Origin of the sequence: Cupriavidus necator, assembly GCF_040578825.1 — a bacterium.
Lineage (GTDB): Bacteria > Pseudomonadota > Gammaproteobacteria > Burkholderiales > Burkholderiaceae > Cupriavidus > Cupriavidus necator_E.
This window is the reverse complement of sequence record NZ_JBEFLI010000057.1, coordinates 1-14138: the sequence shown is the minus strand read 5'-3', so window position 1 is coordinate 14138 and position 14138 is coordinate 1. Positions and strand designations below refer to the sequence as shown.

Sequence of the window (14138 nt, the reverse complement as noted above, 5' to 3'; positions counted from 1 at the left end):
TGTCAGAACTGCGGCACTCGATTATTTGCTTCTAATAATCCGGCCTGTGCACGGCAGGCGAGGGTAGGGAGATGCTTATCTTTGGAAATTCAGCCGGCCAGAATAAAAGCGCCCAATACCTGGCCTTCCTCAACCGGCTCGCCTTCGCCGACCAGATATTCGGCCACATAACCGTCAGCGGGCGCTTCCACGGGAATTTCCATCTTCATCGATTCGATAATCACCAGCGTGGCATCGCGCGCTTGCGCGACATTGGGCGCGGCCACGATCTTCCACAGGGTGCCGGTGGTCTCGGCGACGATGGGCAAGGCATTCGATTGGTCTGGCATGGGGCGTCTTGTCTTGTGGATCGGGATAGAGTAGGGACTGTCAGCGGTCCGGCTTGGTACGCGGGGCGCGGACCGGAATGCCTTCGGCCGCAAGCGCGGCGCGAATGTCGCGCGCAAAGCCGGCGGCGCCGGGTTGGTCGCCGTGTATGCACAGCGTGTCGGCGCGCAACGGTACGTCGGTGCCTTGCTGAGAGCGCACGACGCCGTCGCGCACCATGCGCAGTACCTGGGCCACCGCTGTGCCGACGTCGGTGATCATGGCCCCCGGTTGCCCGCGTGGCGTCAGCGATCCGTCCGCCTGGTAGCTGCGGTCGGCGAATACCTCTTCGGCGACTGCCAGGCCGGTCTCGCGCGCGGCACGTACCAACGCGGAGCCGGCCAGGCCAAAGAACACCAGGGAAGGATCTACATCGCGCACGGCCTCGCACAGGGCGCGCGCCATGCCATGGTCGCGCGCTGCCATGTTGTACAGCGCGCCGTGGGGTTTGACATGGGCCAGGCGGCTGCCGGCGGCGCGGGCAAAGGCCTGCACCGCGCCGACCTGGTAGACGGTCAGGTTGTAGATCTCGCCATGCGACAGCGTCATGGCGCGGCGCCCGAAGCCTTGCAGGTCAGCGAAGCCCGGATGCGCGCCAACCGCAACGCCTTGCGCCACCGCGGCGCGCACGGTCGCGGCAATGGTTTGCGGATCGCCCGCGTGCAGGCCGCAGGCGATGTTGGCGGAGCTGATATGCGGCAGCACCGCGGCATCATCGCCCAGGCGGTAGATGCCGAAGCTTTCGCCCAGGTCGCTGTTGAAATCCATCTCAGCCATGGTCGTGCTCCAGCGCCGCGAAGGCCGTATCCTGCAACTGCGCGAGCCGTTGCGCTTCGTCCAGCTCGACCACGGTAAAGCGCACACTCTCACCGGGCATGCGCTGCGCCAGCCGCGGCAGGTCCACGGCGCAGACATGGGCGATCTTGGGATAGCCGCCGGTGGTCTGGCGGTCTGCCATCAGCACGATCGGCTGGCCATCGGGCGGCACCTGGATCGTGCCGAAGGCCACTGCTTCGGACCACATCTCGCGCGGCGTGGACAGCGCCAGCGCAGGCCCTTCGAGCCGGCAGCCCATGCGGTCAGACTGCGCGCCGATACGGAATCCGGCGCTGGTGAAGGCCGCGTGCGCGTCGGCACTGAAAGCATCCCACTCGCGCCCGCGCACCACGCGCAACGGCGCTTCGGGCGCCGCCACGATGCTGGCGGCGAAGCTTGGCTGCACCGGCGCGTCGGGCAAACCGGCACGCGGTGCGCGCAAGCCGATCACATCGGCCTTGCGCAGCGGCTTGCCCTGCATGCCGCCATATCCGCCACGCACGAACGTACTGTCGCTTCCCATGACGGGATGAAGCACGAAGCCGCCGGCAACGGCCAGGTAGGCGCGCAGCCCGCTCTTGCGCTTGCCGAAGCTCAGCGTCGCGCCGGCTGGCAAGACGCACGCCTGCCCGATCAGCAACGGCGTGCCATCGATGCTGGCGTCAAGGTCCGCGCCGCAGACGGCCACCGCCGTAGCCATGCCGAAGCGCAGGGTCGGCCCCATCAGTGTGATCTCCAGCGTCGCCGTCTCCTGCGGGTTGCCGACCAGTGCATTGGCCAGGCGATGCGCGCGCTCGTCCATCACGCCATTGGCGGGTACGCCGAGCTGCTGGTAGCCGGCGCGGCCAAGGTCCTGGAACGTGCTCAGCGCGCCGGGCTTGATTACCTCGATGGCGGGCCCGATCGGTCGTGCCGGTGTAGCCGGTGTAGTGGTCATCGGATCGCTCCCTGAGCCGGCGAGGCGGCGCCTTGCGACGCGGCGATGTCATCGAACTGTGCGGCCGAGACCGGCACGAAGCGTACCTGGTCGCCTGCGTTGAGCAGGCAGGGCGCGTTGCGGTGCGGATCGAACAAGACCAGCGGCGTGCGCCCGATCAGGTTCCAGCCGCCGGGCAGCACCATCGGATAGATCACGGACTGCCAGTTGGCCAGCCCGATCGAGCCAGCGGGCACTGCCGTGCGCGGCGTGCTGCGCCGTGGCGGCGCCAGCCGAGCGTCGAATTTTCCCACGTAGGGATGGCCGGGCGCGAATCCGAGCATCAGCACATCGACCGGCGCCGCACTGTGCAGCGCGATCACCGCTTCGGGCGAGAGCCTGCAGCTTGCCGCGACGTCCTCGAGGTCCGGCCCGTGGTCGCCGCCGTAGCAGACCGGGATTTCGACCACGCGGGTGGTGGCGGCCGAGGTGTCGAGTGGCTCGGCCAGCAAGCGGGAGAGCGTCGCGCCCAGCGTCAGGAACGGTGCCGTACCTGACGCCGCCCCGACGGCGGAAGGGCGGTAGTGGATGCCCACGGTGGTTAGCGCGGGCACAACGTCGGTAACCCCCGGCAGTGCTGCGGCAACAATGCGTGCTGCCGCCGCGCAGGCTTGCCGGTTGGCGGCGCTCAGTGCGTTGGCATCGCTGCCAACGTCGAATTCAATGATGAGCAGGCGATCGCCTGATGGCTCGATGCGCCACGGCCTGGTCGCGGCGGGGGCCAGGTCGACAGGCAGCGCGCTCATGCCTGTACCTCCCTCGCGCTGGCATGCGCGGGGGCGGGCGGGCGCGGCGCCACGCTCGCGCCGATCAGCTGGGCGATTTCGCGCGTGACGAAGGAGGTATCGACCTGCCCCGCGCGGAAGTCGCGATGCGCGAGTACATTGCCCAGGAACTCGACGTTATGGCGAATCCCTTCGATATGCGTCTCCGCCAGCGCGGCCAGCATCGCCTGGCGCGCAGCCTCGCGCCCCGTGCCCTGCGTGATGAGCTTGGCGATCATCGGGTCGTAGTAGGGCGTGATGGTGTCGCCCGCGCGCACGCCGGTGTCGACCCGCAACGCCGGCATCGCCGGCAGCGCGAAGGCCAACAGCTTGCCCGGCGACGGCATGAAGTGGCGGCCCGGGTTCTCGGCGTAGAGGCGGCATTCGATGGCAGCGCCCTGCCGGCGGATGTCGGCTTGCGCGACACGATCAAGGGTGCCGGCGGCCAGGCGGATCTGCGCCTGCACCAGATCCCAGCCGGTGACCGCTTCGGTGACACCGTGCTCGACCTGGATGCGGGTGTTCATTTCGAGGAAGAAGAACTCGCCGCTGTCCGCATCGACGATGAATTCGACCGTGCCGGCGCCGCGATAGCGTTGCGATTCGGCCAGCGCGACGGCGGCGGCGGTCATGCGTGCCAGCACTTCGGGCGGCAGACCGGGTGCCGGGCTTTCTTCGATGATCTTCTGGAAGCGGCGCTGCACGGAGCATTCCCGTTCGAACAGATGCACCGCCGTGCCGTCGCCATAGCCGAACACCTGCACTTCGATATGGCGTGCGCGCGCGACGTAGCGCTCCAGGTAGACGCTGCCGTCGCCGAACGCCTTGAGCGCAAGCGCCTGCGTGGAGGCCACGGTCGCGGCCAGCGAGTCCGGGCCCTCGACGCATTTCATGCCGATGCCGCCACCACCGCCCGCGGCCTTGACCAGCAGCGGATAGCCCACCTGGGCGGCAGCGTCTGCCAGGCCGGACAACTCGCCAGGCAGGAAGCGGATGCTGCCCGGCAGGACCGGCACACCACAGGCTGCAGCGATTTCGCGGGCGCGGTTCTTGTCGCCCATGTTCTCGATCGAGTCCACCGATGGTCCGATCCAGCGCATGCCTGCCGCTTCGGCGGCCTGCGCAAAGGCAGTGTTCTCGGAGAGGAAGCCGTAGCCCGGATGTACGCCGTCGGCGCCTTGCGCCAGCCCGGTAGCCAGGACGGCTTCGGTATTCAGATAGCTTTGTGCCGCGGGGGCGGGGCCGATGGGCACGGCCACGTCGGCCATCTGGCAATGCAGTGCACCGGCGTCGGCCTCGGAATACACGGCCACGGTCTCGATGCCAAGCGCCTTTGCGGCGCGGATGATGCGACAGGCAATCTCGCCGCGGTTGGCTACCAGGATTCTTCGCATGTCAGGCTCTTGCTGCTTGGGGGCGGACACGCGGCGCTTGGGGCGCCGCGTGCAATGCCGGCCTGCTGGCCGGTCGGATGGCGGCGAAGCCGCGCTTTCTGACTTACTTGGCGAACAGCGAGGCGATATTGGCGAACGCCTTCAGCTCCAGCGCATTGCCCGACGGATCCAGGAAGAACATGGTGGCCTGCTCGCCGACTTCGCCCTTGAAGCGGATATGCGGCTCGATGATGAAATCAAGGCCGGCGGCCTTCAGCTTGTCGGCGGCTGCCTGCCAGTCGCCCATCGGCAGCACCACGCCGAAATGGCGCACCGGTACGGCGTCGCCGTCCACCGCGCTGGTTGTGCGGTGGCCGCATTCTTCCGGCGCCAAATGGGCCACGATCTGGTGACCGTAGAAGTTGAAGTCGACCCAGTCTTCCGAACTGCGGCCTTCCGGGCAGCCCAGCAGGTCGCCGTAGAATTCGCGCGCGCTAGCTATGCTGTGGACCGGGAAGGCAAGGTGGAATGGGGGCAGGACTGCGGTGGTTTCGCTCATGGTGGGGAGACTCTTGGGAAAGGATCTGTGATCAGGTCGTGCGGCGTGCTGCAATGCGCCGCCCTGGAACCAGAGTCTATGCATGGCCAAAAATTAAGAAAAGCGATATATTTTTGACCTTAGCTCCACGAAATTCGATGAGTCGTCATGTTGCGAGAACTGCGCACCTTCATTGCCGTCGCCCGCCACGGCACCTTCGCCAACGCCGGGGCACACATTGGCCTGACGCAGTCGGCCGTCAGCGCGCAGATCCAGCGGCTGGAGTCGGAACTGGGGTTTGCGCTGTTCGATCGCACCGGCCGCTCAGCCCGCCTGAACACCGCGGGGCGCGAAACGCTGGCGCTGGCCGAGGAACTGGTGGTGCTGTATGAGCGGATCGGCCACCATGGCCTCGATATCCAGGGCGCGGGCATGGTGCGCATCGGGGCCATCGCCTCGGCGCAAGCCACCTTCCTGGCCGATGCCATTGCGGCGTTCCGGGCGGAACTGCCTGGCTGCCGTGTGCGCATGGTGCCCGGCGTCTCGCTTAACCTGCTTGGTCAGGTCGACGCCGGCGAGATCGACATCGCCGTCATGATCCGGCCTCCCTATGCGTTGCCCGCGGAACTGGAATGGCGCCCGCTGCTGCAAGAGCCCTTCGAGCTGCTGGCGCCAGCCGCGATGGCCGGCTCGGACTGGCGCGAGGCAATCGCCAGGGCGCCCTTTATCCGCTATGACCGGGCGTCGTTCGGCGGCAGGCAGGTCGACCAGTTCCTGCGCAAGCAGCGGATCACGCCGCAGGAGGCCATTGAGCTCGACGAACTCCAAGGCATCGAGCAACTGGTGGCGCGCGGGCTCGGCGTTGGCTTGCTGCCGCGCATGTTGGCAGGTGGCGCGCGGCCGCAGGGCGTGATGGCACTCCCGCTTGGTGATGACACCTTCTATCGCGAAGTGGGGTTGGTCGAGCGCGCGCGACACAGCCGGCAGCCGGTCGCGAGCCGCCTTGCTGACCATATAGGCAAGGCGGCGCAGGCGATGGTGGTGTCGAATCAAGGCGATCAGGGCTGAGTGGCGACCGGCACAGCTTCAGCCGTCAACTGCGCTCTTCCGCGCTGCAGACAATCGCGTATTGGCCAGATATTAGTCACCACGTCGGTGCCGTCGCGTGAGCCAGCGAAGACGTCTGCTCACCCCAACAGCAGCCTCGCAAAACTCAGCTCATGGCCGTCGGGATCGCTGATATGGAAGTACCGCTCGCCCCACTCAGCATCGCGCGGGGCGGCCTCGGGACGCAGCCCGTGTTCGAGCGCCCGTTGGTGGATGGCGTCGACATCGTCGACATGGAAAATGATGCGTCCCCACCACGACCATTGCCGGCTGGCAGGCTGCGCAATCAGGTTGAGATAGCCCGTGCCCGCGTGGAAGCTGGTGAATTCCGCATGAGCGCCTCCATAGCGGATCTGGAATCCGAGCGCCTGGTAGAAGGCAACGGCTCGTGACATGTTGTGGGTGGCGAGTGTCACGGCATTGATCGAAGAAATCATCGGCATTGGGGGCGTGTTTAACCGGACTAGATCAGACTAGATCCCGATTTGCAAAGGAATCCGCCGCCGCCCGAAGTGGCGCTCGAAATGTCCGAAGCGACCGGCACCCGCCGGAATGCCTTGGATAAGGGGTCTGCTTCATGGCTCTGTCTCGCACAGGAATCTGGCCGGCTCGAACGTAAGCCGACCAGAGTAGGGAGGAGGTCTGAATCGGCACAGGCAAGTCTGTAGTAGGTGCCGATGGTGCTTGCCGAAGATTTCGACGGTAGATTCTCCAGGCGGAGTCTCTGGATTCTGCGATTCTTCAGACAGCGTCTGGAGAATTTGGGGATCGAGGAGAAGCAGGAGGAGCTTTATTTGTTGTCGGTCCAGCTGATCCGATGCCGCGCCTGCGTGGTTTCATGCCGTGCATCCTCCTCGCTGTGCAGGTAACCGCTCGTCGTCGAGATCGACGAATGGCCGAAATTATCCCGCCACATAGCGCAAAGCTACCTGCCGGTCGGTCATGTGCGAGCCGGCGGTGTGGCGCAGCCAATGGGCCGAAGCACTGGCCAGCACGGCGGCCTGCGCCTCCCACTCGGGCCCGCGTGCGCGCAGGCGCGCGGCCGCGAGGCCGAACACTTCCTTCAGGACCAGGTGGAACGCGCCGCGTGACAGGCCCTTTTCTCGGTTCTCGCTGCCGATCACCGGCAGCAGCAAGGGGCGGGTCTCCTCAAACTGCGGGGTCGGCGCCAGCCCATGGGCGCGGCGGTAGCGCGCCAGTTCGGCAATCAACTCGTCGGTGGCCGGCACTAGCCGGGTCTTGTTGCCCTTGCCGGTGACCTCCAGCCACCAGCGCTCGATGCCCCGGTGTTGCCGATCGTTAATTCCCCTAACTGTGACCGCTATATCCGCCATTGTTTCGCATGGGACGATACTGGCGCATGAATGTCGAGCGAAAAAATGCAACGGTCGCACGAATGTTGAACCTGGGTCGCACGAATCTCGTTTTTCCCTACAGGATCGGGTATAGCGCGACTACTGCGCGCGTATGCGCGACAGATCACGCGGGACGTTCAGCTATGATTCCTATAGGAAATCCGCCGGCAAGAACGTTTTTTGGCAGTTGCTGAAAAGCAACGTCCAGGCCATCGATTCTCAGCGCTATTAAGACTATGTCGAAGCGACCAAAATCGTCTAATGTAAGACGAAGAAAAATTCTCAGGGGCCTTCGATGACAGAGGAGCCCGACACGCGTGAACTAGCCGCGGCGAAGATCTTCCAACCCCTTGGCGAGGCACCGCTCACGCACAAGCAGGCATTGCTTGCAGGGAAGTTATTAGGCTTACACCGTTCTTCAGTTTACCGGTTGCGCCGACGCTATCTGGCAGATTCGGTGACAGCGTCATTGGTGCGGTGTCGGCCAGGACCACCGCGCGGCCGACATTTGTTATCGGACCAAGTAGAGGCCATCGTCCAGGATGTCCTATCCGATTGGCTCCCGCGGCAGAAGCATCCAGCGCATCCCCTCCATGCCATTTGTCGAGAGGTCCACATGCGGTGCGCCGCTGCAGGCGCCACACCACCATCGCGTGCAACGATTTCCCGGCGGTGGGCGGAACACCGTGACAAAGAATGCATGAAGCTTTCGGGCGCAGCGCCGGGCCACCTTGTGGCAAAGCACTCTTTGGATATTGTGCAGATCGATCACACACTTGCCGACATCATGCTGGTCGATGAGGTGTTTCGCCACACGATTGGCAGACCGTAGCTGACTTTGGCAATTGACGTCGCGACACGATCGGTCGTGGCAATGTATGTCGGTTTCGACCGCCCTAACGCGGCGACCGTCGCTCTACTCCTCACGCGGATGGTCCTGCCCAAGGCGCCCTGGATGGCGAGCCGGGAGGTCGCCGTAGACTGGCCGATGCATGGCATGCCGAAGGTACTGCATCTGGACAATGCTGCTGAGTTCAAAAGTAAAGCACTGCAAGCGGGTTGCAATCAGTACGGAATCGAACTGATGTATCGCCCGCCTGGCCGACCCTACTTCGGGGGCCATATAGAAAGACTGAACCGGACCATGATGGAGAAGGTGCACAGCCTGCCAGGCTCGACAGGATCCTCGACAAAAGGGAGAAAAGCTCGCAAACCGGAAAGGGAGGCCGCTTTGACCCTTCGAGAGTTCGAGCAATGGCTGATGTATGAAATTGGACAGACCTACCATCACAGTGCCCATCGAGGCTTAAGCGGCGCGACGCCATACTCCGCGTGGTCGACGTTGTCTGAAGCATCGAAGCCGCGGCTTCTTCCCGACTCAGTTGCTGAAGAACTTCGCTTCCTCATTCAGTTCCTGCCGATGAGCCGACGCACCATCCAGGCTGACGGCTTGACCCTGTTCTATCTGCACTATTGGCATCCGATCTTCACCGCCTGGCGGGCGGCCAACCGTCGCGTCGTGGTGCGATACCATCCAGAGGACCTATCGAGAATCTTCGTCAGCACCGATGGCAAGGAATACGTTGAGGCAAGCTTTGCCGACTTGCGGCGTGGCCGAATCTCCCTGTGGGAGCAAAAAAAAAGGCGGTACTGAAGCATCTCCGGTCGCAGGGAGAGTCCCACATCACGGAGTCTGCGATATTCAACGCGATAGCCGCGCAACGCAGCATGATAGCGGAGGCAACAACGAAGCGGCGATCTGCAGACAGACGTGGAAGGGTAGGGGAGGCTTCACCTTTTCCGTCGAGAGGGGAAGCCAGTCAGCAGACAAATTCCTCTGATGCGTCATCGTCCACACCGGAAGTCGACTACAGCAAGCCGGCTCCAAGTTATCACGTAGAGCAACTGTGAACAGGCAATGGGTGCTTCCTTGACACACCTTCTGCCGGAGGTCCGTTCTTTAGCAAAGAGCGACGGCAATGTTCGCATTCTCGCTTTGGGCCGCGATCGATGGATCGACTATCCCCGCGCAACACAGGCGTTCAAGCTTCTGGCCTGGATGGTGAAGATCCCGCCGCGGCAGCGTATGCCGTGCGTGCTGCTGTATGGCGACTCGAACATCGGGAAGACCCAGGTCATCGCGAAATTTGAGCGACGCCATCCTCCGGAATATGACGAAGAAAAGGGCGTCGAGCACCGGAAGATTGTGTCTATGCAAATGCCACCGACGCCCGACCAGAGCCGCTTCTACACATCGCTCCTGTTCGAGCTGGGAGCGCCGTTCAACGCCGCAGCGAAGCTAAGCGTACTCGAGAAGCTGAGTCGCGAGGTACTACGGGAAATTGCACCGCGCATGCTGGTTGTCGATGAAGTTCATCACCTCTTGGCGGGAAGTTATCGCGAGCAGCGCGCCTCACTAAACCTGCTCAAATTTCTGGCCAACGACCTCCAGATGACGATTGTCCTTGTGGGAACGCAAGATGCCGAGTTTGCACTGCAAACTGATTCGCAGATGAGCAGTCGCTTTGCACGCTTCGTGATGCCTCGATGGCAGGAGTCGGAAGCCTTCCGGGGTCTACTGGCGGCATTCGAGCGCATTCTTCCTTTGCGACGGCCATCAAATCTGGCGAGGCGAGAAGTTGTCTCGGCCGTTCTGGCGGCGAGCGGAGGTTTGACCGGTGAGGTCTCGCGGCTCTTGAATGCAGCCACCGAGCTTGCGATCCGCGATGGCAGGGAAATGATTGATGTCTCCCACATCGAACAAGCCCGAAGCAGCGTGTTCTACAGGACCGAGGCCGTGGCCAGTTGCGCCGCGTCCCTTTGAGGGAGAGGCATTTGGAGGCTGGCTTGGACGACTCGCTGCCAAGTACTACTTGACGGTCGAACAGCTTTGGACCCAGGCCAATCTCGGTCCCGATGCCAACCCTGACGCAAAGGAAATGGCTACTGTTTCCACCAGTGCCGATCGAGACCTTGGAACGTCTCTCACAGCTTACCCACGTGAGCGTGGATCGCCTGAGCGCGATGCAGACCCCAATCAGTTGGATCTTCGCAAGACGCTTCTTACGGTATTGCTATCCCTGTTTGACCTTGGATCGCGCCGATGTCTATTCGCCATTCTGGAAACGCGAGTGGCTGGATCCAGCCTTTTCAATGTGCGTACGCCATCCTGGCAAGCTCGAAACGACTTGGTACTGGAATCTCCATGACGTTGGCAATTTCTATCAGCTGCTGCGAATAGCCTACGCAACGCCCCACCGGGACCTTGTTCGCATGGAAAAAATACTGTCGCATGAATGCCGAGCAAAAAAACCAACAATCTCATGAACGTTGAGCGTGGGTCGCATGAACCACGATCTTCAACAACAACAACCCTCCCTTGGAGGCTCTAACAAATAAAATGCAATTAATCGCCAGAAAGCTGCCAGCAACAGCAATGTCAGCTTCTATAGCAGCGGCCACCCCAAAGTGCGGCGGCTCTACGTTGTGCTTTGTGGCATCGCAGGTATAATTTCACTTTCATGAAAATTCGTTTGCATCGATGCCGAGACCACTCCCGGATCCAACTCCGCCATCGCGCGCAACAATCCGCAGCATTGGCCAGCTTGGCGACCGGATACGTGCAACGCGGGCAGGCGAAGGCATGCCCATTGACCAGGCCGCTAATCATAGTGGGGTTTCCGTCGGTATGCTGTCCAAGCTCGAGAACGGCAAGGGCGTCAATCTCGAGCACGCGCTGCGCGTGATGGACGGACTGGGTTTGACGATGCTGGTCGTGCCGAAGGCGCATGCAGCGTTGCTCGAACAGGCAGCAGCCCATGCGGCCAAGATGGACAAGAATGCAGCTAGGGAGCTGCAAGTCCAGTTTGACGGGTAGGCTGCAACAGTATGCGTATCCTCCACGGAGGCGGCGGCCGCTGATTCGCTATTGGCTTGGCTGTTGGGGCGTGTCAATGGCCTGTGCTTTGGCCAACCAGGCGAAACAGGCATCGAAGATGACCAGCGCGTCATGCACGCCGGCGGGCGACCGCGTCGCCATAAACGGGCACCCATTCGGATGGCTGCAGCCGTAGATCACTCTCCATGAGAATCGCGGTGGCCGGTGCAGCCCGTTAAAACCCATCAGGCCACGCGCGGCTCGCTAAACACCGAGCCGGAAGCGGTTGGCCAGCTCTTCCACGATCGATGCCTGCAGCCTGTCGCGAGATATCTTGAGCGGATCGCGATCTGCGCTCGATGCCATCCAGCGCTTGAAGTCGACGAACGCGGCTGGACTGATCGTCGTCATCCGCGCCATCCTTCCGGTCACGGAAACGATGGGCGCAGAGAATGAAGGCGCCCCCAACAGGACATTTGCGCGTCGCGCCTGGACTGCCCAGAGGTCGTCTTCGTCATCGGTCAGCTGGAGCGGATGAGGGTCAAGATCGGCGGCCTCGCGACGCAGGATGTCCACCTCGAAGCCCTTTGCGTTCACTGCCGTGAAAAGTTGATCGTCCCGAATCTCGAATGTGCTATCTACCTTGCGTAGAACATCCAGCATGGAGAGATCCAGGTTCTTCATTCGGGAAGCAAACTGAAGGCGTTTGCGCGTATCCCAAAGAAGATCGACGTCGCGAGTTGCGAGGGCGCGTTCCTGCAGGCGAACTCCGGCCGCGGCTTCATACGCATAGAGTGCGTGCGTCCCGATGACGATGAAATGCTCGGCGATATTGAGCCGTGTCATCACCTGAAGGATAGCCACGAGGATGTCCGGAGCCCGACCAACTCGGATCGCTCGGTTCAGCCGCCGGTGCCGGTCGAGCTCGTCTGCGAGCGTCTTGAGCCGGGCCTCGGCGGCTTCCTTACGCGCGTTGAAACGCGCGTACATGTCCTCGGTCGTTTCCGAACGCACCCCGAGGCTCTTCTGTTTGTTGTCCACGCCGGTCCGAATCAGGTACTCGCGGCCCTTCGTGGTTCGCCAGAGCATGCCGCCGCGAACCTCTGCGGCCTTGGCACGCGCGGATTCCCACGCTTCGAACACCGCCTTGGCGTCGATATACTGTCGCAGCGCATCCTCATCCAACTCGATCCACGGATCCATGAGTTTCAGTATAAAACAACAATATGCAAATTTTATACTGAAACTCATATCTGTGCGCCATACCGGTCCCGAGCGTCTCTGGCGGGCCGAAACCACCCGACGAAGCGCGTCGGCTACAGCAGCCGGCTAGGAAACCTCACAGATGGTGTCTGCGAAATGTAGTCGGCCGACACACCCTGATAGAACGGCTGCCGAAAATGCGGCGCCCGATTTCCTGTGGCAGCAGTAGTCATCAGCGCGATGGCGCCACGTGGCAACGCGTCGGGTGCCCTCCAGAAAACGATGGCGTCGGGTCGTGCCGGTGCCATAGTCGGCGCTGTCCCGGACCAGGGCGACCGGGATGCGGTTTGAATCAGAGGCCTTCCTCTTTGTTAATGCCCCAACCGATCCGATGCCGCTCCTGCGTGGCTTGATGCCGCGCATCCTCCTCGCTGTGCAGGTAGCCGCTGGTCGTCGAGATCGACGAATGCCCAAAGTTGTCCCGCACGTAACGCAGATCCACCTGCCGGTCCGTCATGTGCGAGCCGGCGGTATGGCGCAGCCAGTGGGCCGAGGCGCTGGCCAGGACATCGGCCTGCGCCGCCCATTCGGGCCCGCGCGCGCGCAGGCGCGCGGCCGCCAGGCCAAACACTTCCTTCAAAATCAGGTGCAGTGCGCCGCGTGACAGACCCTTTTCACGGTTCTCCTGACCAATCATCGGCAGCAGCAAGGGGCGCGTCTCCCCAGGCTGCGGGGTGGGCGCCAGCCCATGGGCGCGGCGGTAGCGCGCCAGTTCGGCGACCAGCTCGTCGGTGGCCGGCACCAGCCGGGTCCTGTTGCCCTTGCCGGTGACCTCGAGCCACCAGCGCTCGACGCCCTGGGCATCGCGCCGGCAGAAGAACGCCCCCATCGCCGTGCCGGTGACTTCGGCCGCGCGCAAGCCCCCCAGATAGAGCACGGTCAGCAGCCAGCGGCAGCGCGCCGCATGCAGCCGCTCGCGCGCGGTGGCGGTGTCGTTCGTCCCCGGCATCGCCGCGACGGCGTCTTTGACGGCGTCCCACAGCTCGTGGCTCAGGTAGCGCGTGATGCGCGGCGGCGTCGGCGCGCGCCGGCGGCGCGCGAGCGCCAGCGGATTGCCGGCCAGGTAGCCGGCTTCGGTCAGCCAGGCAAAGAGGGCGTTCAGGATGACCAGCGCGTGGCGCACGCTCGCGGGCGACAGCGGCCCGGCAAACGGGCGCCAGTCGGGATGGTGGCGGCCGAGCTTCTTGCTGCCGGCGAGCACCCAGCGCGCCGCCGGCTGCGGGTCGGCCAGGAAGCGTTCATAGACCAGCAGGTCCTCGTGGGTCAGTGACGACAACGGCTTGCCGAGTTGCAGCACGGCCCACAGCAGCAGCCGCTCGACCTCGCGGCGGTAGGCGGCGAGGGTCGCGGCGCTGTCGGCATACCGCGCGAGCCAGGCGGTGACCGCGGCCAGGTCGTCGGCCGCGGCGATACGGGTGGCGGTGGTGGGGGCGCGGTTGCTGCCGGCGGCGCCGGACAGTCCGGCCGGCAGCTGCAGGTGTTCGAGCGGGGTGGGCAGCGGGGTCGCCAGGCGTTCCAGAGGTTTGATTCGTAGCAGTTCCATGAGTGGGTATCGGCCGGGGCACATGCCTTTTGGTCAGTATAGCATGTCCTTTGACATAAGCGCACTTATGTCTAAAGTTAAGCCAAAAAAGTTTGATAATTAGCGTATTACGTAGTAATATTTATTAATAACAAGGCACTTTTTACCCCGATGGCCACCG

Annotated in this window: 14 protein-coding genes and 1 pseudogene; 5 read left to right on the top strand and 10 right to left on the bottom strand. The window is 63.3% G+C overall.

What is annotated here, in order from left to right:
* Positions 1 to 89 precede the first annotated feature (89 nt).
* The 6 genes from AB1I47_RS24165 to AB1I47_RS24140 form a co-directional block, all read right to left on the bottom strand.
* Positions 90 to 329 (bottom strand): acyl-CoA carboxylase biotin carboxyl carrier protein subunit, encoded by a 240-nt coding sequence (locus tag AB1I47_RS24165; RefSeq protein WP_354686244.1) that lies wholly within the window; start codon positions 327 to 329, stop codon positions 90 to 92.
* A 40-nt stretch (positions 330 to 369) separates the two neighbouring features.
* Positions 370 to 1143 carry a LamB/YcsF family protein gene (locus AB1I47_RS24160; RefSeq protein WP_354686243.1) on the bottom strand — a complete coding sequence of 258 codons (774 nt, stop codon included), beginning with the start codon at positions 1141 to 1143 and terminating at the stop codon, positions 370 to 372.
* A complete protein-coding gene (locus AB1I47_RS24155) occupies positions 1136 to 2119 on the bottom strand; it encodes a 5-oxoprolinase subunit C family protein (protein WP_354686242.1) in 984 nt (327 codons plus the stop codon). The genes AB1I47_RS24160 and AB1I47_RS24155 overlap by 8 nt, the downstream gene beginning before the upstream one ends.
* On the bottom strand, positions 2116 to 2904 hold the full coding sequence (gene pxpB, locus AB1I47_RS24150; protein WP_354686241.1) for a 5-oxoprolinase subunit PxpB: 789 nt from the start codon (positions 2902 to 2904) through the stop codon (positions 2116 to 2118). The genes AB1I47_RS24155 and pxpB overlap by 4 nt, the downstream gene beginning before the upstream one ends.
* Positions 2901 to 4316: an acetyl-CoA carboxylase biotin carboxylase subunit gene (locus AB1I47_RS24145; protein WP_354686240.1), complete on the bottom strand. Its 1416-nt coding sequence runs from the start codon at positions 4314 to 4316 to the stop codon at positions 2901 to 2903. The genes pxpB and AB1I47_RS24145 overlap by 4 nt, the downstream gene beginning before the upstream one ends.
* Positions 4317 to 4419: 103 nt before the next feature.
* Complete coding sequence (locus AB1I47_RS24140) at positions 4420 to 4854, bottom strand: VOC family protein (RefSeq protein ID WP_354686239.1); 435 nt, start codon at positions 4852 to 4854, stop codon at positions 4420 to 4422.
* 147 nt (positions 4855 to 5001) lie between these two features.
* Here AB1I47_RS24140 and AB1I47_RS24135 point away from each other — a divergent pair, with 147 nt between their 5' ends.
* Positions 5002 to 5901, top strand: a complete 900-nt coding sequence (locus tag AB1I47_RS24135) for a LysR family transcriptional regulator (RefSeq protein WP_354686238.1) — start codon at positions 5002 to 5004, stop codon at positions 5899 to 5901.
* Between the two features lie 119 nt (positions 5902 to 6020).
* On the opposite strand, the gene AB1I47_RS24130 is transcribed toward AB1I47_RS24135, so the two are convergent.
* Both AB1I47_RS24130 and AB1I47_RS24125 read right to left on the bottom strand, forming a co-directional pair.
* Positions 6021 to 6377 (bottom strand): VOC family protein, encoded by a 357-nt coding sequence (locus tag AB1I47_RS24130; RefSeq protein WP_354686237.1) that lies wholly within the window; start codon positions 6375 to 6377, stop codon positions 6021 to 6023.
* Between the two features lie 353 nt (positions 6378 to 6730).
* Positions 6731 to 7235 (bottom strand): annotated as a pseudogene (locus AB1I47_RS24125) (tyrosine-type recombinase/integrase); the annotation flags it as partial.
* Between the two features lie 355 nt (positions 7236 to 7590).
* Between AB1I47_RS24125 and AB1I47_RS24120 the strand changes: the two are divergent.
* The 4 genes from AB1I47_RS24120 to AB1I47_RS24105 all read left to right on the top strand — a co-directional run bounded on the left by AB1I47_RS24120 (position 7591) and on the right by AB1I47_RS24105 (position 11172).
* Positions 7591 to 8127: a helix-turn-helix domain-containing protein gene (locus AB1I47_RS24120; protein ID WP_354686236.1), complete on the top strand. Its 537-nt coding sequence runs from the start codon at positions 7591 to 7593 to the stop codon at positions 8125 to 8127.
* A gap of 42 nt (positions 8128 to 8169) precedes the next feature.
* Positions 8170 to 8949 (top strand): Mu transposase C-terminal domain-containing protein, encoded by a 780-nt coding sequence (locus AB1I47_RS24115; protein ID WP_354686273.1) that lies wholly within the window; start codon positions 8170 to 8172, stop codon positions 8947 to 8949.
* A 276-nt stretch (positions 8950 to 9225) separates the two neighbouring features.
* Positions 9226 to 10119 (top strand): TniB family NTP-binding protein, encoded by an 894-nt coding sequence (locus AB1I47_RS24110; RefSeq protein WP_354686235.1) that lies wholly within the window; start codon positions 9226 to 9228, stop codon positions 10117 to 10119.
* 717 nt (positions 10120 to 10836) lie between these two features.
* Entirely contained in the window at positions 10837 to 11172 is a 336-nt protein-coding gene (locus AB1I47_RS24105; protein ID WP_407935901.1) for a helix-turn-helix domain-containing protein, read from the top strand.
* A 264-nt stretch (positions 11173 to 11436) separates the two neighbouring features.
* Here AB1I47_RS24105 and AB1I47_RS24100 read toward each other — a convergent pair whose 3' ends face one another.
* Both AB1I47_RS24100 and AB1I47_RS24095 read right to left on the bottom strand, forming a co-directional pair.
* Positions 11437 to 12375 (bottom strand): GSU2403 family nucleotidyltransferase fold protein, encoded by a 939-nt coding sequence (locus tag AB1I47_RS24100; protein ID WP_354686233.1) that lies wholly within the window; start codon positions 12373 to 12375, stop codon positions 11437 to 11439.
* A 352-nt stretch (positions 12376 to 12727) separates the two neighbouring features.
* Positions 12728 to 13978: a tyrosine-type recombinase/integrase gene (locus tag AB1I47_RS24095; RefSeq protein WP_354686232.1), complete on the bottom strand. Its 1251-nt coding sequence runs from the start codon at positions 13976 to 13978 to the stop codon at positions 12728 to 12730.
* Positions 13979 to 14138 lie beyond the last annotated feature (160 nt).